The organism is Pseudomonas sp. S9 (genome assembly GCF_000222125.1).
Taxonomy (GTDB): domain Bacteria; phylum Pseudomonadota; class Gammaproteobacteria; order Pseudomonadales; family Pseudomonadaceae; genus Aquipseudomonas; species Aquipseudomonas segetis.
In genome coordinates, this window is the sequence record NZ_AFFX01000005.1 from 24,233 (window position 1) to 50,247 (window position 26,015).

The window sequence follows — 26,015 nt, forward strand, 5'->3', positions numbered from 1 at the left end:
TCGATTATGCGAATGCGTTTGATGTTGCTGGGTGGCGGCAGCGCTTTGGGGCAAGCGCTGATTCGTCTCGGGGCTGAGGAGGACATTAACTTCCTTGCGCCGCGACCACCTGATTCTGGCTGGGATGCCGCCAATCTGACTCAGTTGCTCGATGACACCCGTCCCGATGCCTTGATTAACCTTGCGTATTACTTCGACTGGTTTCAGGCCGAAACCGTGAGCGAGGCGCGCTTTGCCAGCCAGGAGCGTGCCGTTGAGCGCCTTGCCGAGCTGTGCAAGCACCACGAAATTCGCTTGATCCAGCCGTCCAGCTATCGGGTATTCGATGGCGCGCGGGCAACGGCCTATAGCGAAAAGGAAGAGCCCGTGCCGCTGGGGTTGCATGGGCAAGCCTTGTGGCGTCTTGAGCAAAGCGTGCGCGCCGTGTGTTCGCGGCATGTGCTGCTGCGCTTCGGCTGGCTGCTCGACAGTTCGCCGGAAGGCTTGATGGGGCGTTTTTTGGCGCGTGCCGGGCGCGATGATACGCTCTACCTGGCGGACGACCGCCGCGGCAATCCAACACCTGTGGATGATGCGGCGCGCGTCATCCTTGCAGTGCTCAAGCAGCTTGATTGCCAGGCGCCATTGTGGGGCACCTATCACTATGGCGGGGATGAGGCGACCACATCCCTGGCGCTTGGGCAGGCCTTGTTGAGTGAAGCACGCAGTTTTCGCAGTAACCTGGTCGATGATATAGCGGCGCAAGCCCACGCTGCGCGGCCAGACGCCGCAGAAGAACCACAGCATGCGGTGCTTGCATGCAAAAAGATTCTCCACACCTACGGTATAAAACCGCGTGCATGGCGTGCGGGGCTGCCGAGCCTATTGGATCAATACTATCGTCATGTCTAAGTTATTTCTGGTCACCGGCGGAGCCGGGTTTATTGGGTCGCACATGGTCGACGCATTATTGGCTAAAGGCCATGCCGTGCGCGTGCTGGATAACTTATCGATGGGCAACCGCAGCAACTTGCCTGCTGATAATCCTCGGCTGCAGTTTATCGAGGGCGATGTCGCCGATGCCGCTTGTGTCTCGGCGGCAGTTGAGGGCTGTGATGCGGTGGTTCATTTGGCCGCTGTAGCTTCGGTACAGGCCTCGGTGGATGACCCGGTCAGCACGCACCAGAGCAACTTTGTCGGCACGCTGAATATTTGCGAGGCCATGCGTGAGCACAGGGTCAAGCGTGTGGTATTTGCCTCAAGCGCTGCGGTTTACGGCAATAACGGTGCTGGCCAGCCCATTGATGAAAATACCGCCAAGTCGCCCTTGACGCCCTATGCCTCGGATAAGTTGTCGAGCGAGTACTACCTCGATTTTTATCGTCGCCAGCATGCCCTTGAGCCCGCTGTATTCCGCTTCTTCAATATTTTCGGGCCGCGCCAGGATCCGTCCTCGCCTTATTCCGGCGTAATCAGTATTTTCACCCAGCGTGCGCAGCAGGGCTTGCCGATCAGCGTTTTCGGCGATGGCGAGCAAACGCGCGACTTTTTCTTCGTTGCAGACTTGATTGAGTTGTTGCAGCAGGGCTTGTTCGCTGAGCAAGTGGTCAGCGATGCGGTCAATGTCGGTTGGAACCAGGCTACCAGTCTCAAGCAATTACTTGAGGCTATCGGCGAGTTGTTTGGCGGGTTGCCAGCAGTGACTTACCTGGAGCCGCGTGCGGGGGATATTCGTCATTCGCGGGCCAATAACGATCGCTTGAAGCAGGCTTATCGCATGCCGCAGGAAACGCCACTCAAAGAAGGTTTGCGCCAGTTGCTGGGGCTTGCCGGGTAACAGCGCATAAGGTCAAACCCATACGAAAAAACCGGCACATGAGTGCCGGTTTTTCATTGCGGATGTGGGGTTAGAACGTATAACCCAGGCCGACCATGTAGACCCAAGGGTCGACATCCACATCGAGCTTCAGTTTACCAACACCAGCCAGATCAACATGGGCATTGGTATCGATGTCGATATAGCGCACCTGGCCGTTGATCATCCAGTGATCGTCGATCATGTAGTCAGCGCCAATTTGTGCAGCTGCGCCCCATGAGTCGCTCAGGTCAAGATTGCTGAAACCCTTGGCTTCGGCGCTGCTTGAGGTATTGGCGTCGTAGAACGCGGTGTAGTTGATGCCCACGCCGACATAGGGCTGGAAGGCGTAGTTCTTGTCCAGCGGGTAATAGACCAGGCTCAGGGTCGGTGGCAGTTGTTTAACGTCACCAAGGCCACCATTCAAACCCGCTAAACCGCCTTGCAGGCCATGTACACCTACGTCATGAGTAAATGGGGTGGCCGCCAGCAGTTCGATCCCCAGGTGGTCGGTCATCATGTAGGCAAAGTTGAGGCCCAACTGGGTGTCGCTTTCAACGGTTGCACTGCCACCCAGATTGCCCAGTGGGCTCTTGACCCCAGAGCTGTCTTCATTCGGGTCGACAGTAATAGCGCCTGCGCGAACGATGATGTCACCGGCCTCATAGGCATGGGCAAAAGTAGGGGCCATCGCAAGGGCAAGCAGCGGAGCTATAAGGGTGAATTTATTCATGGATAACTCCTATTGAGTTAGTGGGGCTGGCTGATGAATAAATCATAGCTAACTATCTAAAACAGGCATTGATCCAGCTCAATAAGTCATCGGATTGGCCTTTTAGAGCACTCACCGATTGCCTTTGGTTGCTAATAAAGATGATAATAGTTCTCTTTAACGTATCCGTAGCAGAGGATTTGCACCGCATGAGCCGTTACCCCATCCGCCTAATGGCGGCCGCGCTGATGTTTTCCAGTGCTGCCGTGAGCGCTGCACCTTTAGGCGACGCACTGGATGAAAGCCAAGGTCTGGCTGCAGATGCCAAAGCCTCTCAAGCCCGCATTGAAAAGCTTGATGACGCCAGCCGCGAAATGCTCAGCCAATACCGCAGTGCCTTGGAGCAAGCTGAGGCCTTGAAGGGCTACAACGTGCAACTGCGTGAACTGGTTGCCGCCCAACAAAAAGAGTTGGCGGGTTACCAGGCGCAGCTCGACGGTATTGAGCGCACCCAGCAAGCGGCTACGCCCCAGATGCGCAAAATGGTCGAAGTACTCGGCGAGTTCATCAATGCCGATGTGCCTTTCCTGCCTGAAGAGCGGGCCGACCGCCTGGCGCAATTGCAGGATCTGCTGCCTCGTGCTGATGTCAGCCTAGCTGAAAAATACCGGCGCATTCTTGAGGCCTACCAGGTCGAAAGTGATTACGGACGTACGCTTGAGGCCTGGCGCGGTGAGCTTGATGGCGAGCAGGGTGTACGCAGTGTTGAGTTCCTGCGACTGGGTCGCGCGATGATGTATTACCAGACCCTTGATGGTCACGAGAGCGGTTGGTGGAACCCACAGGCTCATGCCTGGCAGGTGCTTGATAGCAGTGCGCGGCGTCCGCTTCATCAAGCCATTGCCATTGCCCGCCAAGAGCAAGCGCCAACCATGCTTGATTTGCCAGTGAAGACTTTGAATCTAGGGGCCCAGTAATGAGTGTTGTGATTAAACGTGGGCTGATCGCAGCGCTGGTATTGAGTGCGCTGCCAGTAACCGTCAGCGCGGCTGAGCCGCTGAGCCCAGACCAGTTGCTGCAACGTATTCGTAGCGAGCGCGCAGCCGAAGTCAGCGCCATGCAGGACCGCGAGAAGGCATTTGTCGCGCAGCGTAGTGAGCGCGCACAGCTTCTGGCCAAGGCCCAGGCCTCTTTGGCAGAGCAGAAATCCGAAGCCGAACGCTTGAAAGCCGATTTTGACCGCCAGGAAGCCGAACTGGCTGAGCAGGAAGCCTTGCTCAAGCAGCGCTCGGGAAGCCTGGGTGAGTTGTTTGCAGTAGTCCGCCAAAGTGCCGGTGATGTCGCCGGGCAATGGCAAGACAGTCTGCTCAATGCGCAATACCCGGAACGCATCAAGCGTTTGCAGGCCCTGTCAGAAAGCCGCGCATTGCCATCGGCTCAAGACCTTGAAGATTACTGGATGGTGCTGCTTGAAGACCTGGCCGCCAGTGGCCGGGTTGAACAGGTTGAATTGCCGGTGGTTGCCGCAGATGGCACTCGCAAGCAGCAGCCTGTGCTGCGCGTTGGGGCATTCTCGGCCTACAGTGATGGCCAGTTCTTGCGCTACGACGCCGACTCAAATGAATTGCTGGTGCCTGCACGCCAACCCGCGGGCTCGGGCCTGGTGAGTGATTACCTCGCAAGTAAAGAACCATTGGCGACCCTGCCGATCGACCCAAGTCGCGGTACGATTCTGGCACAGTTGCAGCGCAAGCCAGGTCTATGGGATCGCTTGCAGCAAGGCGGGCTGGTCGGCTGGGTGATTGTCGCGCTTGGCGCGCTGGGCCTGTTGCTTGCCCTCTGGCGCATGGTTTATCTGGCCAAGGTCAATCGTGGTGTGAAAGCACAGTTGCACAACATCAGCGTGCCGGATGATGGCAATCCGCTGGGTCGTGTGATTGGCGTACTGGGGCCGAATCCGCAGTTGTCTGACCTGGAAACCCTGGAGCTCAAGCTTGACGAAGCGATCCTTCAGGAAACGCCACCACTGGAGAAAGGCCAGGGCCTGCTCAAGCTACTGAGTGCGGTTGCACCCTTGCTCGGCCTGTTGGGCACCGTGACCGGCATGATCGTGACTTTCCAGGCTATTACCCAGGGCGGCGGCGGTGACTCGCGATTGATGGCCGATGGTATTTCGCAAGCCCTGGTGACTACCGTTCTTGGCTTGGTGGTGGCTATTCCGCTGTTGTTCCTGCACAGCTTGCTGGCGAGCCGCAGCAAGGCTCTTATCCAACTGCTCGAACAGCAAAGCGCCGGTTTGATTGCCTTGCATTTGTCTGGGGCGCCGCGCCGTGACTGATCTATTCGCCTTATGGCTGCGTGTAACTGACAGCGCCTATGCGTTGCTTGATTTCATGAGCGCGGGCGGTGTGGTGATGTGGGCGTTGGCAGGGCTCTGCGTGGTGTTCTGGACGCTGGTGCTCGAGCGCTTCTGGTTTATGCGCAAAGTCTTCCCGGTGTGGGTCGACGAGCGTCGTAAAGCCTGGCAGCAACTTCTGCAAGATGATTCCGGTACCTGGCAGCGCGCTGTTCGCAGCGCCTGGCTGGCCCAGGCACGGCAACACCTGGTTGGGCCATTGCGCCTGAGCAAAACCCTGGTGGCGATGTATCCACTGCTGGGCTTGCTTGGCACCGTGAGCGGCATGGTTGCAGTGTTTGATGTGCTGGCAATGAGCGGCACCGGCAATCCGCGCGGAATGGCCGCGGGTGTCTGGCAGGCGACGTTGCCAACCATGGCCGGCATGGTGCTGGCGATTACTGGATTGTTCAGCCTGGCGCGCCTCGAACGCAACGCCCGTCAGGCCATTGAGCGGCTGGCTGACCAGCTGCGACACGACTGAGATAGCTAATCATGAGAATGCGCCGTCATCATCAGCAAGACGAAGACACTGGTATCGACCTGACGCCGATGCTCGATGTAGTCTTTATCATGCTGATTTTCTTCATCGTCACCAGCTCCTTTATCAAGGAGTCTGGAGTCGAGGTTCAGCGCCCACAAGCGCAAACCGCCAGTCCGCAAGACAAAGGCAATATCCTCATCGCGATTACCGCTGATGGGCAGGTTTGGATGGATAAAAAAGTGGTTGATGTACGCAGCGTTCGGGCAAATGTTGAGCGCATGCGTGTCGACCAGCCCGAAGGTGCGGTCGTGGTCCAGGCTGATCAGGATGCTCGCACTGGCTTGGTGGTGCAGGTGATGGACCAGGCGCGTCTTGCAGGTGTTCAGGATGTCGCGCTGGCAGCCACCTCGGGAGCGCTTTGATGCGTGTGGCATTGTCCTTTGCAAGCGCCTGCCTGATCGCAGTACTGCTGTTTGCGCTGATGCTTTACATGGTCGCGCCGCCAACCAGCCAGCCATCCGATGAGCCCGTGACCGTGGCAAATTTTGTGCGCATGGACACCCGCTCAAGCGACACGGCAACCCGCACCCGGCAGCAAGCCCCGCAGCCACCGCAACCACAAACGCCGCAGCTGCCAACGCCTCCGACTCCGGTTGCTGCGACGCCTAATGCGAGCATGCCTAAATTGGACATCGACTTGCCGACCATGAGCAGTGGCGTGGCGGTAAATAGTGCTCCAACCCCAAACCTGACCGGTCTGGTGGCAGGAGCGGCAGCGCCCAGTGCCCCGGCTCCAGCGCCTGCAGCAGACTCGGGTGCTCAGTCTGGCGGGCCTGAAAGCGAGGTCGTGCCGCTCAATGACGTGAGTCCGCAATACCCGCGCTATGCCTTGCAGCGCGGGATTGAAGGGCACGTCAAGCTGGCCTTCACCATCACCCGTGCCGGCGCGGTTGAGAATGTACGTGTGCTTGAGGCAAGCCCGAAAAATGTGTTTGAGCGTGAGGCGCGTCGTGCGGCTGTCCGCTGGCGATTTGCGCCGCGAACAGAAGGTGGCTTGGCTGTGGCGCGCGAGGCAGTAAAAACCTTGTACTTCCGCTTGCAGGGAGATAGTTGAAATGATCCGTCTAGCACTGCTTTTGAGTTTTCTAGTCAACGCCAGCTTGGCCAGCGAAGTTTTTGCGGCCGGGCAAACGGTAGAGCCGAGCGTGATGCGTGCCTTGAACACGGCCCAGGTCGCCCAGCAAAAGGGTGACTATGCCGCAGCAGAGCGCGCCCTTAACGCTGTCAAGGCTGAGTCCGGGAGTCTCGAGGAAACCTTGTTGTGGCGCAGTCATGGCTATCTTGCCTGGGCCCAGGGCCGTAACGGCAAGGCGATCGAACTTCTCAGCAAGGCAGTCAAAAGCGGCAAGCTCGACGAGACCGCACAGGCAAACGAACAGCTCAACCTCGCCAAACTGAACCTTTCCGAGCGGCGCTACAAGGAGGTAATACGCCTACTGACGCCGGTTCCAGCCAAGGCCAGTGAAGAAGTTCTGCAGATGCTGGTGCAGTCTTACCAGGCTTCAGGTCAACCAGCCAAGGCATTGCCTTTGGCTGAGCGCTATGTGCGCGCCAATCCGCGTGCCGAGGATCGTTGGCTACAGTTCCTGGTAGGGGTCAACGCTGACCTGAAACGCTATTCAGAAGCAGAAAAGTGGCAGCAGCAGTTACTCGCCCGCAGCCCGAATGATGTACAGCACTGGCGCCAGTTGGCGGCATTGCAGCAATTGTCTGGCCATTACGACAAGGCCTTGGCAACGTTGCGGGCGGCACGCACCAAAGGTCTGAGCTTCAGTGCCAAGGAACTGGATAACCTGACGCTGCTGGCCAGCGCTGCCGATCAACCATGGCAAGGCGCCAAGCTACTCAAGGGCATGCTTGACCAAGGCTTGCTGGCCAATAACAGCACCCGTCAGGAGCGCCTTGGTATGTTCTACTGGCAAGCCCGTGATCGCGCCCATGCGGTAGAGGTTTATCGCCAACTGGCTAGCGCATCGGGTAGCGGCAAGCACTGGATGAACGTGGCCCAGCTGGAATTGGAACAGTCGCGCTGGAAAGCCGGTCTGGCGGCGTTGAAGCAAGCTGAAAACGCCGGTGCAGATCGACGCCAGGTGCGCGAGTGGCGTAACTGGGCACAAGCCGAGTTGAATGCGGACGCCAATGACCGGCTGGCCAGTGCCCGCTGAGCGGGTCGAAAATTTTTGCCCGCCATGTCGCCACATAGGTCGTGCAACTTGCTTATGTTTGAGCATGTCGGTGCTGGAACCCTGGCGGCCAAGCCCCGCGTTGCTCGCTGCTTGAATGCGCTGTGATTCGCATCCCTAGGATGATTGGCGTTTGTTCACCCACCATTTGGACTGCATAGGCTCAGGTGGCGGGCTCGCTTTTGCGCGGTTCGGGGCTTGGGCCATGGCAGACAGGTTTTGCGCTGTCTGCCGTGGGGGAATGTTCAGTTACTCGCCTTCTGGCAACTCGTACGGATAGATCTTCTGCGCACTCATCTGGTAACCAGCATCCGCCAGTTCGCTGGTGCTTTGTTCGACCTTGAGCGGACCTTCGACCCAGAAAGGTTGGTAAAGGGTATCGAGCTTGACCCCGAGTTCGGTTGTGATATGCACGATCTGGTTGGACGGCGGTGGCGGCACATGGATGCAGGCGCCGAAGTAGGGCACAAGCAGGAACTCGGTTACCCGTCCCTCATCCGTGGCATCCAGCGGCACTATATAACCCGGCAACTTTACTTCGACGCCATCGAGCGCCTTGACCACCGGCGCCGCAGGCGATAGCTGCTTCATGCCGGGGCCAGACTCGGACAAGGTATCGCCCAGCTGCGATAGGTCATGCATGGGCGCCATCTGCCGAACAACAGGTGGCGCGTTGGGCGGGATCAGCTCCGACCAGGTCAGCTCGCGGGGCTCGGCCGCCCAAAGCGAGGTGGACATGGCCAGGATCAGGGCGCCAAGGGCGGTGCGCAGCATGGGTGACCTCATAAGCGAATTGAAAGACCGTCAGCCAGGGACTGTCGATATGCACGCCATGCCGGTACGCAACCCATCAGCAATGCAGCGCCAAGGATACAGCCGAGCAGCATCCACTCATAGCCACTTGGAACATTGAGTGGCAAGTAGAGACCGTAGTTAGCCTGAACATAGCCTTGCACCGCTGCGATGCCGACATACAACAGCAACAAACCCAGTAGCACGCCTGCCAAGGCCAGGCTGAAGGCTTCGAATATCAGCAGGCTGGCAATATGCCAAGGTCGGGCACCGACCGAACGCAGGATAGCCATTTCGCGGCGTCGTTCATTGAGGCTGGTCAGGATTGCAGTGAGCATGCCGATCAAGCCGGTTATCACCACGAACAGCGAAACCACAAACAGGGCTTTCTCGGCGGTTCCCATCAAGCCCCAGAGCTCTTGCAAGGCAACGCCCGGCAATATTGCCAGCAAGGGCTCGCCACGATACTCATTGATATCGCGTTGTAAGCTGAAAGTGGCGATCTTGCTTTTCAGGCCCAACAGCACAGCGGTTATCGCCGTCGGCTGCAGGTGCATGCTGCGCACTTGTTCTGCGCTTATCCTGTCTGCGCCTCGTGCGGGCATGCCGTTTTTCCAGTCAACATGCAGTGCTTCCATACCGGCTAGCGAGATATGCAGGGTGCGGTCGACCGGCGTGCCGGTGCGCTTGAGAATGCCGACCACATGAAAGGGTTTGTCATCGTGTTTGACCAGGCTGATGGTGGCGACGCCATGGGCCAGAACCAGCTCGTCGCCCAGTTTGTAATGCAGGGCTTCGGCAACCTCGGCGCCGAGCACGACCTCGAATGGATCATCGGCAAACTCACGGCCCTGGCTTAGCTCCAGCGGCTGTTGGCGAGCGTAGCGATAATGTTCGAAGTAGTCGGTATTGGTGCCCATCACCCGGTAGCCGCGGTGCGAGTCACCCAGCGAAATCGGGATCGCCCACTTGACCCTTGGGTTCTGCGCCAGTTGTTCGAAGCTGTCCCAGCGAATGTTGTTGGTCGCATTACCAATGCGAAACACTGAATAGAGCAACAAGTTGATTGAGCCGGAACGGGCGCCAACGATCAAGTCGGTGCCGCTGATGGTGTTGGCAAAGCTGGCGCGAGCCTCGGTGCGTACGCGTTCAACGGCGAGCAACAGGCAGACTGACAAGGCGATGGCGAAAACGGTGAGCAGGGCGGTGAAGCGGCGGTTGCTTAAGCTCGCCAGCGCCAGACGAAATAAATACACCTTAAATCTCCTGTGGCCGGGAGGCGTGGTTAAGATCGGCAAGCGACAGGTTGCGATCGAACAGCGGCGCCAGGCTCTGGTCGTGGCTGACAAACAACAAGCTGGCGCCCGCTTCGCGGCATTCGGCAAACAAGAGCTGCAAGAAGGCTTCTCGCGCATCGGCATCGAGTGCCGAAGTCGGTTCGTCGGCGATGACCAGTTCCGGCTGGCCAATCAGGGCGCGTGCCGCAGCAACGCGTTGTTGTTGGCCGATGGATAACGAGTCGGCACGGCGCTCGAGCAGTCTGGGGTCGGTCAAACCCAGGTGGGCGAGCAAACCGGCTGCCGCCTTGGCAACACTGCCATGGCGATGACGAGCGCGATTATTCCTGATGTCCGAGAAATGACAGGGCAACTCGACGTTTTCACGTACCGATAAAAACGGCAGCAGGTTGAATTGCTGGAAAATGTAGCCGGTATGGTTGACCCTGAACCGATCTCGCGCGCCGGATGACAAGGCGCTGAGATCCTGGTCGAGCAGCTTGATCAAGCCTCGGTCAGGCTTTTGCACGCCACCGAGCAAGCCCAGTAGCGTGGTTTTGCCCCTGCCGCTGGGGCTTTTGAGGAACAGTGTCTCGCCGCGTTGCAGGGTAAAGCTGGGAATATCAAGCAACTCAGGTTGGCCGGGCCATGCAAAGCCGAGGTCGGTGAGGCTAATCAGTGCTGAAGTCATGAATGCAACGGCCCGGTTGCCCGGGCCGGTCTATATTGGAGTAAACAGAGTTGGTGTGCCTGTGTACCGCCACAGCCTGGGCCGAGAGCCTACTGGTTTTATTCCAGTAAACGAAGCCATTGTTACGCAGGGCTTGCCCCTTGTGCTGTACAGCGGCTGATTTTAGAACTTGGCGCTGCTCTGCTCAGGGGTCAGTTCCGCTCCCTGCTGACCATTTGGGCCAATCAGTTGCAGCTGGATTTTATGGGTAGCGGGGAATTGCTTGAACAGCTGGGCCAGTTCAAGTTGTTGCAAGGCTTGTGGTTGCTTGCAGTTGAAGCTGTAGTGCGCATGAATTTCGCTGTGCTCATGCTCATGCTCACCGGCTTCGTGCTCATGTTCATGCTCTGATTCAACATGAGCCCTTGAAAACAGCGGGCTTTCCAGTTCCTTGCTGCTGAGGCTGCAATCGCCAGTGTTGAGGCTAAATAGTGCCAGAGGCTTTTCAAGTTGGCTGCGGGCCTGGCTGATGGCGGCTTTGTCGGCATCAGAGCTGGGCGCGTGCTCAAAGCCCACCAGGTTCATGGCTGGGCTTTCCAGTTCGATTTCCAGAGTGTTGCCATCAAGCGCGACATTGAGTTGAGCAACCCCGTGTTCGTGGGCGCCAAGACTGGCATGTTCCGCATGGTCGTGATCGTGGTCGTGCGCCATTGCGGCAAGTGGAAGAAGGGCGAAAGGCAGTGCTAGCAGGACGCGACGCATTGTTGGCTCCAGGCGGATAGTGAAATAAGTTGTAATGTTATAACGAATTAAATCGCTGATTGCTAGCGCGAGTTGTCATTGCGCGCCTTGCCGTGGGAGCATTCCGCCCAGGAAATTGGAGGCGATATGGTACGCATACGCGGCAAGATCGGTGATTGGCCGGTTGATCTGACTGTTGAGCTTGATGCTCAGGATTGGGCGCACTTGGCCGCTAACTTGCCAGTCAGTACGCCGCCGGCGACTACAGAGGCTGCGCCGGTTGAGGCGCCCAGGACTGATGCGCTTTGGCAAAGCACCCTGTCTTTACTGGGCAAGGCAGGTAGCATCGAAGGGCCGTTGCTGATGGAGCAGCTTACGGGATTGGCAGGCGGGGAGTTGGCTGCAAAGCAGTTGCTGGTGCGCTTGCGACATTGTGCGCAGGTGCGGGTTGAGAGCGGGGCCGATGCGCCGGTTTATCACTGGCTTGGCTAGTGCTAAAGCGGCTCATCGGCTGGTTGGAGTCAAGCCGACTGGTTTGACCTTGAGTGCTTGAGCTCAATCCAGGATTCGGCGACGACCACCAGTACAACACCAAGCGATACCACGTCTTTGATCAGGAATGCGCCCAGTAGTGAAGGGAAGACGCTTTCAGGGTTCAAGGTACCCGGTGTCGTCAGCAAGAAGGTCAGGGTTGTCAGGAACAGGCCTGTCGCCAGCAAGCCGCCGAGTAGCGAGGCTTTCTTGCTGATGGGGTAGAGCGCTAACAGGGCGGCGATGCTCAATTCGCCCACGCCAATAATCTTTGAGACGCCCTCGATACTGCCGACACTGTACATCCACGAGAGAAATGGCGAGTGCTCAATCAGGTGGCTGATGGCCTTGGCTTCACCTGGGGTGAACTTGAATGCGCCAATCCAGGCGATGATAAACACAGTGCCGTACAGCGCAATGTAAAAGCCGATCCTTGAGTGCTTGCTATTCATGATGTTTAAACGCTTCAGTCAATAGTTGTGAGCGCTGCAGAACCTGTTGTTCTGCAGCAGTGCTTACTTAACTAGAGCCCTTGGCTTATGAATAATTACAGTCAATAAATCGCTTGATAGAGTTTTCTACGATATTGAGTGACCAGCGCGTGGTCGTTGCCGAGCAGTTCGAACACCTGGAGAAGGGTTTTATGCGCCAGGCCGTCAGCATAATTGCGATTGCGCACGAATAATTTAAGCAATGCATCCAGCGCGGACTCGTATTGCTGGCTGGCAAGCTGCTGAACGGCCAGTTGGTAAGTCGCTTCGTCATCCTCGGGGTTTTGTCCCAGGCGCGTCTTCAGTTCAGCTGCATCAGGCAGTTCAGCCGCCTGGCGCAGGAAGGTCAGTTGGGCTTTGGCACCATTGAGAGCTTGTTTGTGTTCGTCGCCACTTACGGCATCAAGCACTGTTTGCGCCTCGGTCAGTTCGCCGCGTTCAGCCAGGCAGCGTGCGTACAAGATCAATGCCGGTGCGTTGCTGTTGTCTTCACCGAGCAGTTGCTTGAGTTGTGCCTCGGCAGCGTCCACCTGGCCCTCGGCAAACAGCTTGCTGGCGCTGTCGAACAGGTTTTCCTGCGCCGGTGCCGGCTCCGCAACATGGGGCTGCAGCATGGCGCGGATTTCCGACTCGAGCTTGGCGCCGGCAAAACCGTCAACCGGTTGGCCATCCTTGAACAGCACAACGGTCGGCAGGCTGCGAATACCGAAGCGAGCGACAATGTCCTGCTCGATATCACAGTTGACCTTGGCCAACAGCAGTTCGCCCTGATAACTCTCGGTAATCTGTGCCAGTAGCGGCATCAGCGCCTTGCATGGCGCACACCAGTCTGCCCAGAAATCAACCAGTACCGGCTTATTGAACGAGTTCTCAACGACCAGTTGATCAAACTGTGCGGCGCCGGAGATATCAAAAATATAGGGGGTGTCGCTCATGGTCTGTCTCGCAGGATCAAAGGCTGATAAGTAGGTTAATAAGGCTTGCGGGCTAGTTTAACAAGTCGTCGTCGCCGAACTGCGCGCTGCGTGATACAGGCTCACCTGGCGAAACTCGTCCGGCTCGGCCAGGTCCGGCCAGGTGCAGGCCTGCATGAGGCCGAGGCGCTGGTAGAGCGGGTGCTCGAAGTTGCGTACCCGTGAATCGGCAACCAGCGCTTGCTGCCCGCGGCTGAGGAACTGATCCAGTAGCGGTAGGTTTGCGCGATCATAAAGCACGTCGGCCACAATGATCAGGTCAAAACGATCCGTTTCGGCAAAAAAATCTGCGGAGTAACCCAGTTTTACACTATTCAATTCGGCGTTGGCTTTTGTCGCTGCCAGGGCCATCGGGTCGAGATCGCAGGCCACGACTTCGCTGGCTCCTGCCTTGGCTGCAGCAATGGCAGCGATCCCCGAGCCGGTACCGAAATCGAGCACCCGTTTATTGCGCACCCACTGCGGATTCTGCGCCAGCCAGCGCGCCAGGACCAATCCGCTGGCCCAGCAGAAGCACCAGTAGGGCGGGTCTTCGAGTATGCGCTGGGTTTCTTCCGGGCTGAACTGGCGATCCATGTTCCCGGCATCAATCAGCCACAGCCTGATATCCGTTTCTGGCAGGGTTTGTATGCTCAATTGCGCATCGCCAAGCAGCGCATTGAGCGCTTCAAGCAGCTCCGCTGGCGCTCTTGGCGCCAGGCTGGGTGAAGTCACGGCGCAACCTGCATGCGGATATCGCCAAACGTCTGGTTTTGCGCGCTGCGAATCAGTTGGGTGGGCATATGCTGAATCAGGCGACCTTCAAGATTGGCTCGCCCGCGCAGCTCAACCCGGATGCCATGGTCGAACGCTGCGGGATTGAATACCAGGCGAAAGGGCAGGGTCGAACCATTGCCGCGCAGCTGGATGTTGCCCAGCAACTGGGTGGGCAGGCCATTGCTGCCGATGACCAACAGCGCGACTTCTGCCATGGCGCCATCCGGTACACCGATCAGGTTGCCGCTGATTTCGCGTAAATGTGCTGGCGTGGCCGCTGCGGTCTTGGTTTCGGGCTGGCTGGCTATTGGCGCAGCGGGGTCGCTGGCACAGGCGCTTAGCAGACCGAGCAGGCCGATCAGGGTGAGGTGGCGCAAGTACATGCGTGCTCCTTTTGTCGTGTATCCGTTCAATGGATTCTTGCCCGCCTGTATACCGCAAAGCTGGCGGCTTGTCTTGCCGCTGAGATGCGCTACCATGGCGCCTTTCCGTTCAAGGCAGGCCATTGTATGCACTGTCCATTCTGCGCCGCCAACGACACCAAAGTGATTGACTCACGTCTGGTGGCCGAAGGTGAGCAAGTTCGTCGTCGCCGTGAGTGCCTGGCGTGTGGCGAACGTTTTACGACCTTTGAAACTGCGGAACTGGTGATGCCTCGGCTGATCAAGCAAGACGGCAGTCGCCAGCCTTTCGATGAAGAAAAACTGCGAGCCGGCATGCTCCGCGCTTTGGAAAAGCGTCCAGTGAGCATCGAGCGAGTGGAGGCGGCGATCGCCCATATCAAGCATCGCCTGCGTGCCACCGGTGAGCGCGAGGTGAAATCGCTGGTGCTCGGCGAGTTGGTCATGACCGAACTGCAAAAGCTTGATGAAGTGGCTTACATCCGCTTTGCTTCGGTGTATCGGCGTTTCCAGGACCTCAATGAGTTTCGCGAGGAAATTGATCGCCTGTCTCGAGAACCCTCAAAGGATTAAGCATGACAGTTGATAACGCCTTTATGGCCCGTGCTTTGGAGTTGGCTCGTAAAGGATTGTACTCAACGCACCCGAATCCACGAGTGGGCTGTGTGATCGTTCAGGACGGCAGGATTGTGGGCGAAGGCTGGCATGCCCGCTCCGGTGAGCCCCATGCCGAGGTACATGCCTTGCGCCAGGCAGGTGCCAGGGCCAAAGGGGCCACGGCCTATGTGACGCTCGAGCCATGCAGCCATCATGGGCGCACCCCGCCTTGCGCCGACGCATTGATTGACGCAGGCGTGGCCAGGGTCGTCGCGGCCATGCAGGACCCCAACCCGCAAGTTTCCGGTAGCGGCTTGCTACGGCTGATGCAGGCCGGCATTGCCGTGCAAAGTGGCGTGCTCGAAGCGCAGGCACGCGAGTTGAATGCGGGTTTCATCAAGCGCATGGAGCAAGGCTTGCCCTTTGTACGGGTCAAGCTGGCAATGAGTCTTGATGGGCGCACGGCCATGGCCAGCGGCGAAAGCCAATGGATTACCGGGCCAGCAGCGCGCTCGGCGGTGCAGCGGCTGCGTGCACGCTCGAGCGTGGTGCTCAGCGGCGCCGATACGGTGCTGGCCGATGATGCGCGCCTGACCGTGCGCAACGAAGAGCTTGGCCTCAACGCGGAGTTGTCTGCCCTGGCCGATGCCCGGCCGCCTTTGCGTGTGCTGATTGATGGGCGCTTGCGCGTGCCGCTCGACGCGGCATTCTTTCAGGCCGGTGCGGCAATGGTCGCGACCTGTGCGGCCGCCACGGCGAGAGATCGCTACTTGAGCGAGGGTCACGAATTGCTGGCCGTGCCCGGCAGCAATGGTCATGTCGATTTGCGCAAGTTGCTGGTTGAGCTGGCCGCCCGTGGCAGTAACGAAATTCTGGTCGAGGCTGGTCCACGGCTGGCGGGCGCATTTGCCCGGCAAGGGCTGGTTGATGAGTATCAGATATTCGTCGCCGCCAAGTTTCTTGGCTCCAGTGCCCGGCCCTTGCTCGACTTGCCGTTGGGACGAATGGCCGAGGCGCCACAGCTTAAAATCACTGATATTCGGGCCGTTGGTGATGACTGGCGGATTATCGCGGTGCCTCTGGTCGTGGCCGCCGAGGCGGTTGTCCCGCACTAAGCAACAGTTATCGCCGTCTATTCAGGGCGAGCCTGAGCCAATATTGGCGCAGGTTTGCGGTGCGTATGGGGCGTAAATATGGTAAAAAGCCACTCGCGAGAACCGAGGTCCTCGCAACGTTCTCAGGGCGGGGTGTAATTCCCCACCGGCGGTAATGGCGCGCAACGCGTCTAGCCCGCGAGCGCTTGGAGCCTTTGCTTGATCAATGGGCGCCAAGGTCAGCAGATCCGGTGTGATTCCGGAGCCGACGGTTACAGGCTTTGCAGGCACTGCCTTGTGCGGTGTCCGGCACAGCCCAATAGTCCGGATAAAGAGAGAGCGGGTTTGTTTGAAGGGTGCCCAGACAGCAGGCTGTAGCCAGTTGCCCAGGCTTTGTCGATTGATTCGCAACGCGTTGTACAGCGTTCCTGCGGTCAGGTTGGCAAGGCGGGTGTCCTCAACGGTTTCGCTGGCTCAGCACTGGCAAGCGCCCTATCGATCGAAACGCCCTGTTTTTTATAAACAGGAGTTCGCAAATGCCACATTCTATTTACCCAGCCCAGGCTGGTCGCTTGATCGATCAGTGCCGCGGCGTGCTCGCAGACGGGGAGGCGCCATGTTCACTGGCATAATCGAGTCTATCGGTCACATTCGTGCATTGACGCCCAAGGGCGGTGATGTGCGGGTCTACGTTGAAACCGGCAAGCTGGATCTATCCGACGTCAAATTGGGCGACAGCATCGCCGTCAACGGTGTGTGCCTGACTGCGGTCGAGTTGCCTGGTGATGGTTTCTGGGCCGATGTCAGCCGTGAAACCCTGGCGCGCACCGGTTTTGTCGATCTCAAGCCAGGCAGCCGGGTCAATCTTGAAAAAGCTCTGACGCCGAGCAGTCGTCTTGGAGGCCACCTGGTAAGCGGTCACGTTGATGGCGTTGGTGAGGTTGTCGGCCGCGAAGAAAACGCCCGTGCCGTGCAGTTCACCCTGCGCGCGCCCAACGAGTTGGCCAAATACATCGCCCACAAAGGCTCGATCACGGTTGATGGCACCAGCCTCACGGTGAATGCGATCAATGGCGCCGAGTTTGAGCTGACCATAGTTCCGCATACCCTGGCCGAGACCATCATGGTCGACTACCGCCCGGGGCGTAAGGTCAATCTAGAGGTCGATTTGCTGGCACGTTATCTGGAGCGCTTGCTGCTGGGTGATAAAGCCGCGGAGCCAAAGGCTTCAGGTCTTACCGAAGGTTTTTTAGCCGAACACGGCTACTTGAAAGGTTAAGGAAATCACCATGGCACTCAATAGTATCGAAGAGCTGGTTGAAGACATCCGCCAGGGCAAAATGGTCATCCTCATGGATGACGAGGATCGCGAGAACGAAGGTGACTTGATCATCGCCTCGGAATGCGTCACCGCCGAGCACATCAACTTCATGGCGCGTTTCGCCCGTGGCCTGATCTGCATGCCGATGACCCGTGAACGCTGTGAACTGCTCAAGTTGCCATTGATGGCGCCGCGCAACGGTTCAGGCTTTGGCACCAAGTTCACGGTGTCGATCGAGGCTGCAGAAGGCGTCACCACCGGTATCTCCGCAGCAGACCGCGCACGCACGGTGCAAGCGGCTGCATCGAAAAGCGCCAAGGCCGACGATATTGTCAGTCCGGGCCATATTTTCCCGTTGATGGCCCAGCCCGGCGGCGTACTGGCGCGTGCTGGCCATACTGAAGCAGCATGCGACCTGGCGCGCATGGGCGGCTTTGAGCCGAGTGGCGTTATCTGCGAGATCATGAACGATGACGGCACCATGTCGCGTCGCCCCGAACTGGAAGAGTTCGCCGCGCAACACGGGATCAAGATCGGCACCATTGCCGACCTGATTCACTACCGCCTGATTCACGAGCGCACGGTCGAGCGTGTCAGCGAACAATTGCTCGACAGCGAACTTGGCAGTTCCAACCTGGTGACCTACCGTGACTCGGTTGAAGGCGACGTGCACATGGCGCTGACCCTGGGCAAAATCTGCCCCGAGGAACCAACCTTGGTGCGTGTGCATAACATGGACCCGCTGCGTGACCTGTTCATGGTCAAGCAGGAAGGTCGCTGGAGTCTGCGTGCGGCCATGAGTGAAGTGGCCAAGGCAGGCAGTGGCGTGGTGCTGCTGCTGGGTAATCCGCTGACTGGTCCGGACCTGCTGGCGCACCTTGAGCGTCAACTTGGTGGAGACGGCAAAGCCGCCAGCCCGGCGACTTACAGCACGGTCGGTGCCGGATCGCAGATACTTCGTGACCTCGGTGTGCGCAAAATGCGCCTGATGAGTTCACCGATGAAGTTCAACGCGATATCCGGATTCGATCTAGAGGTAGTAGAATATCTGCCCTCTGAATAATTCATTCATGGCCGCTAACGGCGGCCTGGCTCTTTAATAGACGAGACTCGCTATGACCCTGAAGACCATCGAAGGTACTTTTATTGCCCCCAAGGGCCGCTTTGCTCTGGTGGTTGGCCGCTTCAACAGCTTTGTTGTTGAAAGCCTGGTAAGTGGCGCCGTAGACGCACTGGTTCGCCATGGTGTGAACGAAAGCGACATTACAATCATTCGCGCACCGGGTGCTTTTGAGATTCCACTGGTTGCCCAGAAAGTCGCTCAACGAGGCGATTTCGATGCAATCATCGCCCTTGGCGCGGTTATTCGTGGCGGTACTCCGCACTTTGAATACGTGGCAGGCGAGTGCACCAAGGGCTTGGCTCAGGTGTCCATGGAATTCGGCGTACCGGTTGCATTTGGCGTGCTGACTGTGGATTCTATCGAGCAAGCAATCGAGCGTTCCGGTACCAAAGCCGGTAACAAAGGTGCAGAGGCGGCCTTGTCTGCCCTGGAAATGGTCAGCCTGCTGGCGCAGTTGGAGGCCAAGTGAGCCAGAACGATAGCAATAGCCAGCCGCCAAAGTCGGCGGCCCCGGCCAAGAAAGGTCCAAGTCCGAAAACCTTGGCCCGTCGCCAGGCGCGTACCTTGGCCATGCAGGCATTGTATTCATGGCACCTGGCCGGTCAGCCGCTCCATGAAATCGAGGCGCAATTTCGTGTCGATAACGATTTCACTGCGGTTGATGGCGCCTATTTTCACGAGATCCTGCACGGCGTTCCACGCCAGAAGGCCGAGATAGACAGCGCATTCGAGCCCTTGCTTGATCGTCCTATGGATGAGATGGACCCGGTTGAGCTGGCTATCCTGCGCCTGTCGACCTACGAGTTGCGCAACCGTATCGATATCCCGTATCGCGTGGTGATCAACGAAGGCATCGAACTGGCGAAGGTCTTCGGTGCTACCGACGGTCACAAGTTCGTCAACGGTGTGCTCGACAAGCTGGCACCGCGCCTGCGTGCTTATGAGGTTCGCGCTCACAGGCGTTAATCAATCAGCTTTGTAATAGCCAAAAGCCGCCTGCCTTAGTGCGGCTTTTGCTTATCTATTCGGGCGTCAAAGGTCATGGGTGAGTTCGAACTAATTGGTCACTACTTCGCTTCGGCGGCATGCGCTCAGGCGGGTGACGGCGTGGCGCTGGGCATTGGCGATGATTTCGCCTTGCTTGATTTGCCTTCTGGTTAACAACTGGCCGTCTCGACCGATTCCTTGGTCGCCGGTGTGCATTTTCCGCATAATCCTGATCCCTGCCTGCTGGCCCAGCGTGCGCTGGCGGTCTCCGTCAGCGACTTGGCGGCAATGGGGGCCACACCGCTGGGCTTTACCCTGGCGTTAACCCTCGAAGCCGCCAATGCCGATTGGTTGCGGGCTTTTGCCCAAGGCCTGGATCAAATGGCGCGAGCCTGCTCGGTAAGCTTGATTGGCGGTGATACCACCCGTGGCCCGCTGAGCCTGACGCTGACGGTATTTGGACGTACGCCACGCGGCCTGGCCCTGACACGCAGCGGTGCCCAGGTGGGGGATTTGCTCTGTGTCGGCGGGTGCCTGGGCGATGCCGCTGGTGCCTTGCCGCTGGTGCTCGGTCAGCGCAGTGATGATTCTGCCGCTGCCAAGGCCTTGCTGCAGCAGTACTGGTCGCCACAGCCGCAGCTTTCGCTGGGACAGGCATTGCGCGGTAATGCCAGTGCCGCGCTGGATATTTCAGACGGACTGCTTGCCGACTGCGGCCACATTGCTGCTGCATCCCGGGTCTGTCTACAGATCGAGTTGGCCAAAGTACCGCTATCAACATCCCTGCAAGTCTTTGTCGATGCCGAGACAGCGCGCAACTGTGCGCTCAGTGGCGGCGATGATTATGTGCTGGCATTCACCTTGCCCGAAGCCAGGCTTGCGCCGCTGCAGGCGCAAGGCTTGTCGATCCATGTCATTGGCAAGGTTCTGGCGGGGCAAGGGGTTAAGCTGGTCGATGCGCAGGGACAAGAAATTATCCAGGCCAAAGGCGGCTATCAACATTTTGGGAGCAGTGGTGGCTGAACCGGAAAAAATCCCGCATTCGGTGTGGAGCAACCCGTGGCATTTCATCGCTTTTGGTTTCGGTTCCGGAACACTGCCCAAGGCCCCGGGCACCTGGGGCTCGATGGCTGCCGTGCCCTTTGTTCCGCTGTGGCAGATGCTTCCGGACTGGGGCTATTGGCTGATGCTCGGCATCAGCATGCTGTTTGGCTTCTGGCTGTGTGGCAAGGTGGCGACCGACCTGCGCGTGCATGACCATGAAGGCATCGTCTGGGATGAAATGGTCGGCATGTGGATCACGCTTTGGCTGGTTCCTGAAGGATGGGGCTGGTTGCTGCTAGGCTTCCTGATGTTTCGTCTGTTCGACATCCTCAAGCCGTGGCCGATCAGTTGGCTTGATCGGCATGTGCATGGCGGACTCGGGATTATGCTGGACGATGTGCTGGCCGGTGTGTTTGCCTGGCTCGCAATGCAGTTGGTAATTTGGGGTTGGACGAGTGGTTTTGCGTCCAGCTTGGGTTTCTGAGTTGTTGTGGCTTGAGTCGAGGCGCGTGGGCTACGCGCTAATTGAGCGCAGTCGCGCTGCTCACGAATGGATTTGAAAGGCCTATGATCGCGAGATGTTTAGCGATATTGCTGGTATGCATCCTTGGCTCCGAGGCAAAGGCGCAGCCGCCAGCGCCGAAAGAGATCAATCTGGTCAGCGATGTCTGGGAACAGTACAGCGAGGCCGATGGCAGCGGTTTGGCCTGGGATGTCCTGCGGGCGGTTTACGAGCCTGTTGGCGTCAAGCTGAATATCCAGACCATGCCATACACGCGTTCGATTGGCCTGGTCCAGCGTGGCGAGGCCGATGCCTGGGTTGGCTCCTACCTCGACGAGGTCCAGCAGGGGGTGTTTTATCCGCACTGGAACTACGATGCCGACCAGATCACCGCCCTGAGCACGCTTGCTACCCCTGTGCCCAATCTGCAGACCCTCAACCAGTACCGACTGGTCTGGGTGCGCGGCTATGCCTATCAGCAATACTTGCCGAATTTGACGCGTTTTCGCGAAGTGCAGCGCCGAAATGGCATTCTTGAGATGCTAAATTTCGGGCGTGCCGATTACTACATTGATGCGCGCACCGAGGTCGAGCAATTGCTGATGACCGCTCCCGATCCTGCGCATTACCGGGTGACGGTGCTGACCCGCTTGCCGATCTACCTGGGGTTTGCCGATAACCCGCGCGGTCATCAACTGGCTGACTTGTTCGATCAGCGCATGCAGGTCCTGGTCGAGCAGGGCACCTTGAAACCCATTTTCCAGCGTTGGAAACAGCCTTACCCATTTGACTGATAACAGGGAATGTTGGAAACCGCACATGAAAATACTCTGCTTCAGCGTGCTCTTGGCCTTCGCCAGCCTGGCCTGGGCTGCACCGCAAATTCAAGTGGTCGGATTGTTTCCGGGTGCGGCTGTGCTGAATGTCGATGGTCAGCGCAAGCTGGTAAAAGTCGGCCAGACCGGACCTGGCGGGGTTCAGGTGGTGAGCGCGGATGCGCGTGGTGCGGTGCTGCGAGTCGACGGGGTAGAGCGCAACTACAGCCTCTCGCGTGACTACAGCCAAGGCATGGCGGCGCCGCAGAAGCGTTCCCTGAGCATTGCCAAGGGTGAAAGTGGCCATTACTGGGTCGCCGGTTCGGTTAACGGTCACCCCATTCAGTTTTTGGTGGATACCGGCGCCACTTCGGTCGCCTTGACCGGCGCCCAAGCCGATCGGCTGGGAATAGACTATCGGGCTACAGGCAGAGAAATACGGGTCAGTACCGCAAATGGCGTGGCCCGTGGCTGGCGGATCAATCTCGACAGTGTCAAGGTCGGCACCATCGAGGTGCGGGGCGTGGAAGGCACCGTGATGGATGTGGGCACGGGTGGCGAGGCGTTGCTGGGCATGAGTTTCCTCGGGCGCGTGGGCTGGAAGGTCGATCAGGACGTGCTGGTGCTGGAGTCCAAGCATTGATGCATTGCTTCGACCAATGGATGTGAGCAAGTAAAGGCTCCGGTCGAGTTATTTTCCTTGATACTTATCATCAGTAATTCAGGCTGACCCCTGGCTATTGGCTGCTGTTACAATGCACGCCTATATCCCTTACTGACTCTAGGAGCACAGGGTGCCAGTCGTGTTCGTTGCTGCCTCCCAATTACCTACGCCGTTTGGCGTCTTCACCATGCATGGCTTCCTTGAAGAAACCACAGGCAAGGAGCATGTCGCGCTGACATTTGGCGATGTTGCCAACGGTGCACCCGTGCTGGGGCGTTTGCATTCCGAATGCCTGACCGGCGATGCGCTGTTCAGCCTGCGCTGTGATTGCGGTTTTCAACTCGAAGCTGCGCTGAGCGCCATTGCTGCTGAAGGGCGCGGCGTATTGCTTTACCTGCGCCAGGAGGGCCGTGGTATTGGCTTTTTGAATAAAATTCGTGCCTATGAATTGCAGGATGGCGGTGCCGATACCGTTGAAGCCAATGAGCGCCTGGGCTTCGGAGCCGACCAGCGTGACTATGCGATCTGTAAGCCAATGCTCGACCATCTGGGCATTACCGAGCTGAAACTGATGACCAACAACCCGCGCAAGGTGAAGGCGCTGGGCGACATGGGCATCAATGTGGCGGCACGGGTGCCTTTGCAGATTGACCATAATCCGCACAACAAAAAGTACCTGGCGACCAAGGCTGGCAAGCTTGGCCACATGCTCGGCAGCATGCATCAGGCCGAGGTCGAGGAAAAAGTGTGAATCGGGCTCAGGCACGTCGCCATCTTTCGATTCTGTGGTGGTGGCAGTTGGCGCTGGTCCTCTTGCCGGTCATCATCTTCAATAGCCTGTTCGAGTCCAGCCGCCAACCAGGCATATTGGCGATGCCGTTCTTTATTGCCGGTATGTTGTCGATGTTTGTCAGCTTGCCGCTGTTCAATGCCTACAAACATGCGGTTATTGCCACGGGAAAGGCCCGCGATAGCGATGCCGAGCCTGCGGCTTGGCAGGCTCTGGCCAAAACGCGGCGTAAGGCCTTTGTTGGTGCCAGCCTGCCGGCCTGGATTGCTGCCGTAGCGGTATTCACCAGCCTTGAAGCGATCCCGCTGATCCTGCTGACGGTGTCGAGCATGGTCATTCTCTACCTTTACCGCACTCCTCGTCAGCTCGGTTGATGCTTCGCCTGTGGTTGACCCTGCTGCTGGCAGTCGGTTTATCCGCCCCAGCCCTGGCGGCGCAGCGAATCGTCAGCCTTGCCCCGTCACTGACCGAAATCGTTATTGAGCTTGGCGCCAGGCAGCAACTGGTTGGCGTGCTCGATGGCGGGCCACGACCTGCGGCCGTGGCACAATTGCCATCGGTCGGCCGCTACGGGCAGCTGGAGCTGGAAACCCTGTTGGCCTTGCAGCCAGACTTGATCCTGTTGTGGCCCGGCAGTGTTAGCCAGGCGCAGCGCGAGCAGTTGCGAGCCTTTGGTATCCCGATGCTGGTGGCTGAGCCGCATACGCTCGATAGCCTTGCCGACCAGTTTGCCGAAATCGGCCAGCGCATCGGCCGGGGCCAGCAAGGCCGACGGTTGCAGCAACAGTTTCGCCAGGGGCTGGCTGATTTGCGCAAGCGCTATCATCGGCAGCAATCATTGTCGGTGTTCTACCAGGTCTGGGATAAGCCGCTATACACCCTGGGTGGTCAGCAAATTGTCAGTGACGCACTGCGTGTCTGCGGCGCCGAGAATGTCTTTGCCGATATTCGCTTGCCTGCGCCTCAGGTCAGTGTCGAGGCGGTTTTACAGCGCAATCCGGAGGTGATCCTGGCCGGCAGCGGTGCGCAGCTTGAACCCTGGCAACGCTGGCCTGATATAACTGCGGTCAAGCGCAAGCAGCTTTGGCAGGTGCCGGATAAAGGCCTGGAACGCCCAAGCTTCCAGATGCTGCATGCCACCGCGCAACTCTGCCAAGTGCTGGCAAAGGCGCAATAACCCCAACGCACAGCCACTTCTTCCGGAACCCATGGGGCTGGGGGAGTTTCGTGTGCCCGTAAACTCAGGGTGGCGTGCGAGAAATCTTGCAGCATGCATCTGGCCATTGAACCGACGGGCAGTTTAAGGGTTCATATTTTCAAATGAAGCCTTCAGCAGCTGTCCAGAGTTGCCTAGAGGTTCGGACTCAAGGAGGAACCATGTCCAATAACAAGAAATTTGCCCGGGTATTGGGTTCAACGGATGTAATCGCGTTGGCCTTCGGTGCAATGGTTGGCTGGGGCTGGGTTGTACTTGCCGGGACCATGATCAGTAACGCTGGCACAGGCGGCACTATGCTGGCTTTTGCAATTGGTGGCACTGCGGTGATCATGATTGGCCTGGCCTATGCCGAACTGGCGGCAGCCATGCCGCAAAACGGCGGCGAGCACGTCTACGCTCACCGGGCATTAGGCGCCGGAGCCTCGTTCTTCTGCACCTGGGCGATCATTCTCGGTTATGTCTCGGTGGTCGCCTTTGAGGCGGTTGCCTTGCCCACTGTGCTTGAGGAGCTTATTCCCGGATACAAGGTTGGCTTGATGTACTCAATCGCTGGCTGGGAGGTTTACTTCACCTGGGCGCTGGTGGGTATTGTCGGTGCAATCGGCATGACATGGCTGAATATCCGGGGTGTGAAATCCAGCGCGCTGTTTCAAGCGGTGATCACGGTACTGATTCTGGCGGTTGGCATCATGCTTATCAGCGGTTCGCTGTTTAACGGCTCAAGCGCCAACACCGAGCCCTTGTTCATCGGCGGAGTGGGCGGTGTATTTTCAGTCATCATCATGACGCCGTTTTTGTTCGTTGGCTTTGACGTCATTCCGCAGGCCGCTGAAGAAATCGATCTGCCATTTCGCAAGATCGGCATTATCCTGATCGTTTCCGTCTTGATGGCTGTCGCCTGGTACATCTTGATCATGTACGCCACGGGTCGAGCATTGGATGTCCAGGCGCTGGCGGGCTCGAAACTGGCGACTGCCGATGCGGCAACAGCAGTGCTGGGTGGAAGCTGGGCAGGCAAACTCTTGGTTCTTGCGGGCCTGGGGGGTATCTTGACCAGTTGGAACGCGTTTCTAATCGGCGGCTCGCGGGCTGTCTATGCGATGGCTGAAGCCAAGATGCTGCCGGCGTTCCTGGCCAAGCTGCATCCCACCTACAAAACACCGGTCAATGCGATTCTCCTGATTGGTGCGCTGTCGATCATCGCCCCCTTGTTCGGGCGCCAGGCGCTGGTCTGGCTGGTTGATGCCGGTGGCCTGGGCATCGTTGTTGCCTATGCGATGGTGGCGCTTTCGTTCATTGTGCTGCGCAGGAATGAGCCTGATATGGAGCGTCCGTTCCGCGCCGGGCGTGGTCCTTGGGTTGGTTATGTGGCGTTGCTGCTTTCGCTTGGCCTGGTGCTGCTTTATACGCCTGTCTCACCTTCGGCGTTGCTGCCAGTCGAGTGGCTGTTGGTCGGCGTATGGGCGATCTTGGGTGCCGTGCTCTACGGATACTCGCGCAAGGCTTACGGAAGCGTTGAAATTGGCCATTGAGTCCAGGCGCTGAGGCCCCATAAATA

Annotated in this window: 31 protein-coding genes, 1 pseudogene and 1 riboswitch; of the genes and pseudogenes, 23 read left to right on the forward strand and 9 right to left on the reverse strand. The window is 58.3% G+C overall.

The window, feature by feature from the left end; all coding sequences use genetic code 11:
* Positions 1–6 precede the first annotated feature (6 nt).
* Positions 7–891: a sugar nucleotide-binding protein gene (locus PSES9_RS0111440; RefSeq protein WP_010487035.1), complete on the forward strand. Its 885-nt coding sequence runs from the start codon at positions 7–9 to the stop codon at positions 889–891.
* Positions 884–1,816, forward strand: a complete 933-nt coding sequence (locus PSES9_RS0111445; protein WP_010487037.1) for an SDR family NAD(P)-dependent oxidoreductase — start codon at positions 884–886, stop codon at positions 1,814–1,816. Before PSES9_RS0111440 ends, PSES9_RS0111445 begins: the two co-directional genes overlap by 8 nt.
* 70 nt (positions 1,817–1,886) lie before the next feature.
* Here PSES9_RS0111445 and PSES9_RS0111450 read toward each other — a convergent pair whose 3' ends face one another.
* Positions 1,887–2,567 carry an OmpW/AlkL family protein gene (locus PSES9_RS0111450; protein ID WP_010487038.1) on the reverse strand — a complete coding sequence of 227 codons (681 nt, stop codon included), beginning with the start codon at positions 2,565–2,567 and terminating at the stop codon, positions 1,887–1,889.
* Between the two features lie 188 nt (positions 2,568–2,755).
* Here PSES9_RS0111450 and PSES9_RS0111455 point away from each other — a divergent pair, with 188 nt between their 5' ends.
* From PSES9_RS0111455 to PSES9_RS0111480, 6 genes are read left to right on the forward strand one after another with little or no spacing between them, the layout of a single operon-like run.
* Positions 2,756–3,523: a DUF3450 domain-containing protein gene (locus PSES9_RS0111455; protein WP_010487039.1), complete on the forward strand. Its 768-nt coding sequence runs from the start codon at positions 2,756–2,758 to the stop codon at positions 3,521–3,523.
* Positions 3,523–4,884, forward strand: coding sequence for a MotA/TolQ/ExbB proton channel family protein (locus tag PSES9_RS0111460; RefSeq protein WP_010487041.1), 1,362 nt, complete (start codon positions 3,523–3,525; stop codon positions 4,882–4,884). Before PSES9_RS0111455 ends, PSES9_RS0111460 begins: the two co-directional genes overlap by 1 nt.
* Positions 4,877–5,425, forward strand: a complete 549-nt coding sequence (locus PSES9_RS0111465; protein WP_010487043.1) for a MotA/TolQ/ExbB proton channel family protein — start codon at positions 4,877–4,879, stop codon at positions 5,423–5,425. Before PSES9_RS0111460 ends, PSES9_RS0111465 begins: the two co-directional genes overlap by 8 nt.
* Before the next feature lie 11 nt (positions 5,426–5,436).
* On the forward strand, positions 5,437–5,847 hold the full coding sequence (locus tag PSES9_RS0111470) for an ExbD/TolR family protein (protein ID WP_029529509.1): 411 nt from the start codon (positions 5,437–5,439) through the stop codon (positions 5,845–5,847).
* Positions 5,847–6,539 carry an energy transducer TonB gene (locus tag PSES9_RS0111475; protein ID WP_010487047.1) on the forward strand — a complete coding sequence of 231 codons (693 nt, stop codon included), beginning with the start codon at positions 5,847–5,849 and terminating at the stop codon, positions 6,537–6,539. Before PSES9_RS0111470 ends, PSES9_RS0111475 begins: the two co-directional genes overlap by 1 nt.
* Position 6,540: 1 nt before the next feature.
* Positions 6,541–7,650 (forward strand): tetratricopeptide repeat protein, encoded by a 1,110-nt coding sequence (locus PSES9_RS0111480; RefSeq protein WP_010487049.1) that lies wholly within the window; start codon positions 6,541–6,543, stop codon positions 7,648–7,650.
* Positions 7,651–7,917: 267 nt separating this feature from the next.
* Here PSES9_RS0111480 and PSES9_RS0111485 read toward each other — a convergent pair whose 3' ends face one another.
* From PSES9_RS0111485 to PSES9_RS0111500, 4 genes are all read right to left on the reverse strand, one after another.
* Positions 7,918–8,454 carry a DUF3299 domain-containing protein gene (locus tag PSES9_RS0111485; RefSeq protein WP_036988200.1) on the reverse strand — a complete coding sequence of 179 codons (537 nt, stop codon included), beginning with the start codon at positions 8,452–8,454 and terminating at the stop codon, positions 7,918–7,920.
* Positions 8,451–9,716, reverse strand: a complete 1,266-nt coding sequence (locus PSES9_RS0111490) for an ABC transporter permease (protein ID WP_010487052.1) — start codon at positions 9,714–9,716, stop codon at positions 8,451–8,453. Before PSES9_RS0111490 ends, PSES9_RS0111485 begins: the two co-directional genes overlap by 4 nt.
* Before the next feature lies 1 nt (position 9,717).
* Positions 9,718–10,428, reverse strand: a complete 711-nt coding sequence (locus tag PSES9_RS0111495) for an ABC transporter ATP-binding protein (protein WP_010487053.1) — start codon at positions 10,426–10,428, stop codon at positions 9,718–9,720.
* A 162-nt stretch (positions 10,429–10,590) separates the two neighbouring features.
* Positions 10,591–11,169 carry a DUF2796 domain-containing protein gene (locus tag PSES9_RS0111500; protein ID WP_010487055.1) on the reverse strand — a complete coding sequence of 193 codons (579 nt, stop codon included), beginning with the start codon at positions 11,167–11,169 and terminating at the stop codon, positions 10,591–10,593.
* A gap of 126 nt (positions 11,170–11,295) precedes the next feature.
* Here PSES9_RS0111500 and PSES9_RS0111505 point away from each other — a divergent pair, with 126 nt between their 5' ends.
* On the forward strand, positions 11,296–11,640 hold the full coding sequence (locus PSES9_RS0111505) for a hypothetical protein (protein ID WP_010487058.1): 345 nt from the start codon (positions 11,296–11,298) through the stop codon (positions 11,638–11,640).
* Between the two features lie 29 nt (positions 11,641–11,669).
* Here PSES9_RS0111505 and PSES9_RS0111510 read toward each other — a convergent pair whose 3' ends face one another.
* From PSES9_RS0111510 to PSES9_RS0111525, 4 genes are all read right to left on the reverse strand, one after another.
* Positions 11,670–12,131, reverse strand: a complete 462-nt coding sequence (locus PSES9_RS0111510) for a DUF417 family protein (RefSeq protein WP_010487061.1) — start codon at positions 12,129–12,131, stop codon at positions 11,670–11,672.
* Positions 12,132–12,232: 101 nt separating this feature from the next.
* Complete coding sequence (gene trxA / locus PSES9_RS0111515; protein ID WP_010487063.1) at positions 12,233–13,105, reverse strand: thioredoxin; 873 nt, start codon at positions 13,103–13,105, stop codon at positions 12,233–12,235.
* Between the two features lie 57 nt (positions 13,106–13,162).
* Complete coding sequence (locus tag PSES9_RS0111520) at positions 13,163–13,858, reverse strand: class I SAM-dependent methyltransferase (protein ID WP_010487065.1); 696 nt, start codon at positions 13,856–13,858, stop codon at positions 13,163–13,165.
* The gene (locus PSES9_RS0111525) at positions 13,855–14,283 is read right to left on the reverse strand and encodes a hypothetical protein (protein WP_010487067.1); all 429 of its coding nucleotides are present in this window, start codon (positions 14,281–14,283) and stop codon (positions 13,855–13,857) included. The genes PSES9_RS0111520 and PSES9_RS0111525 overlap by 4 nt, the downstream gene beginning before the upstream one ends.
* A gap of 126 nt (positions 14,284–14,409) precedes the next feature.
* Here PSES9_RS0111525 and nrdR point away from each other — a divergent pair, with 126 nt between their 5' ends.
* From nrdR to PSES9_RS0111595, 14 genes and pseudogenes are all read left to right on the forward strand, one after another.
* Complete coding sequence (gene nrdR, locus PSES9_RS0111530; RefSeq protein ID WP_010487069.1) at positions 14,410–14,874, forward strand: transcriptional regulator NrdR; 465 nt, start codon at positions 14,410–14,412, stop codon at positions 14,872–14,874.
* Positions 14,875–14,876: 2 nt separating this feature from the next.
* Complete coding sequence (ribD, locus tag PSES9_RS0111535) at positions 14,877–16,013, forward strand: bifunctional diaminohydroxyphosphoribosylaminopyrimidine deaminase/5-amino-6-(5-phosphoribosylamino)uracil reductase RibD (RefSeq protein WP_010487070.1); 1,137 nt, start codon at positions 14,877–14,879, stop codon at positions 16,011–16,013.
* Positions 16,014–16,127: 114 nt separating this feature from the next.
* A riboswitch (FMN riboswitch) is annotated at positions 16,128–16,337 on the forward strand.
* 271 nt (positions 16,338–16,608) lie between these two features.
* Positions 16,609–17,271, forward strand: coding sequence for a riboflavin synthase (locus PSES9_RS0111540; RefSeq protein WP_010487072.1), 663 nt, complete (start codon positions 16,609–16,611; stop codon positions 17,269–17,271).
* A 10-nt stretch (positions 17,272–17,281) separates the two neighbouring features.
* Entirely contained in the window at positions 17,282–18,376 is a 1,095-nt protein-coding gene (gene ribBA / locus PSES9_RS0111545; protein WP_010487075.1) for a bifunctional 3,4-dihydroxy-2-butanone-4-phosphate synthase/GTP cyclohydrolase II, read from the forward strand.
* Between the two features lie 52 nt (positions 18,377–18,428).
* On the forward strand, positions 18,429–18,905 hold the full coding sequence (gene ribH, locus PSES9_RS0111550) for a 6,7-dimethyl-8-ribityllumazine synthase (RefSeq protein ID WP_010487077.1): 477 nt from the start codon (positions 18,429–18,431) through the stop codon (positions 18,903–18,905).
* Positions 18,902–19,402 carry a transcription antitermination factor NusB gene (nusB, locus tag PSES9_RS23420; RefSeq protein ID WP_010487078.1) on the forward strand — a complete coding sequence of 167 codons (501 nt, stop codon included), beginning with the start codon at positions 18,902–18,904 and terminating at the stop codon, positions 19,400–19,402. Before ribH ends, nusB begins: the two co-directional genes overlap by 4 nt.
* Positions 19,403–19,477: 75 nt before the next feature.
* Positions 19,478–20,446, forward strand: a pseudogene (thiL, locus tag PSES9_RS23425) (thiamine-phosphate kinase).
* The gene (locus PSES9_RS0111565; RefSeq protein ID WP_010487082.1) at positions 20,439–20,951 is read left to right on the forward strand and encodes a phosphatidylglycerophosphatase A family protein; all 513 of its coding nucleotides are present in this window, start codon (positions 20,439–20,441) and stop codon (positions 20,949–20,951) included. The pseudogene thiL and the gene PSES9_RS0111565 overlap by 8 nt, the downstream one beginning before the upstream one ends.
* An 83-nt stretch (positions 20,952–21,034) precedes the next feature.
* Complete coding sequence (locus PSES9_RS0111570) at positions 21,035–21,763, forward strand: substrate-binding periplasmic protein (RefSeq protein WP_010487083.1); 729 nt, start codon at positions 21,035–21,037, stop codon at positions 21,761–21,763.
* Positions 21,764–21,788: 25 nt separating this feature from the next.
* Complete coding sequence (locus PSES9_RS0111575) at positions 21,789–22,427, forward strand: retropepsin-like aspartic protease family protein (protein WP_010487084.1); 639 nt, start codon at positions 21,789–21,791, stop codon at positions 22,425–22,427.
* A 151-nt stretch (positions 22,428–22,578) separates the two neighbouring features.
* Positions 22,579–23,199, forward strand: coding sequence for a GTP cyclohydrolase II (ribA, locus tag PSES9_RS0111580; RefSeq protein ID WP_010487085.1), 621 nt, complete (start codon positions 22,579–22,581; stop codon positions 23,197–23,199).
* Positions 23,196–23,612 (forward strand): hypothetical protein, encoded by a 417-nt coding sequence (locus PSES9_RS0111585; RefSeq protein ID WP_010487087.1) that lies wholly within the window; start codon positions 23,196–23,198, stop codon positions 23,610–23,612. The genes ribA and PSES9_RS0111585 overlap by 4 nt, the downstream gene beginning before the upstream one ends.
* Positions 23,612–24,415, forward strand: a complete 804-nt coding sequence (locus PSES9_RS0111590; protein WP_010487089.1) for a cobalamin-binding protein — start codon at positions 23,612–23,614, stop codon at positions 24,413–24,415. Before PSES9_RS0111585 ends, PSES9_RS0111590 begins: the two co-directional genes overlap by 1 nt.
* A gap of 200 nt (positions 24,416–24,615) precedes the next feature.
* Entirely contained in the window at positions 24,616–25,989 is a 1,374-nt protein-coding gene (locus PSES9_RS0111595) for an APC family permease (protein ID WP_010487090.1), read from the forward strand.
* Positions 25,990–26,015: the final 26 nt, after the last annotated feature.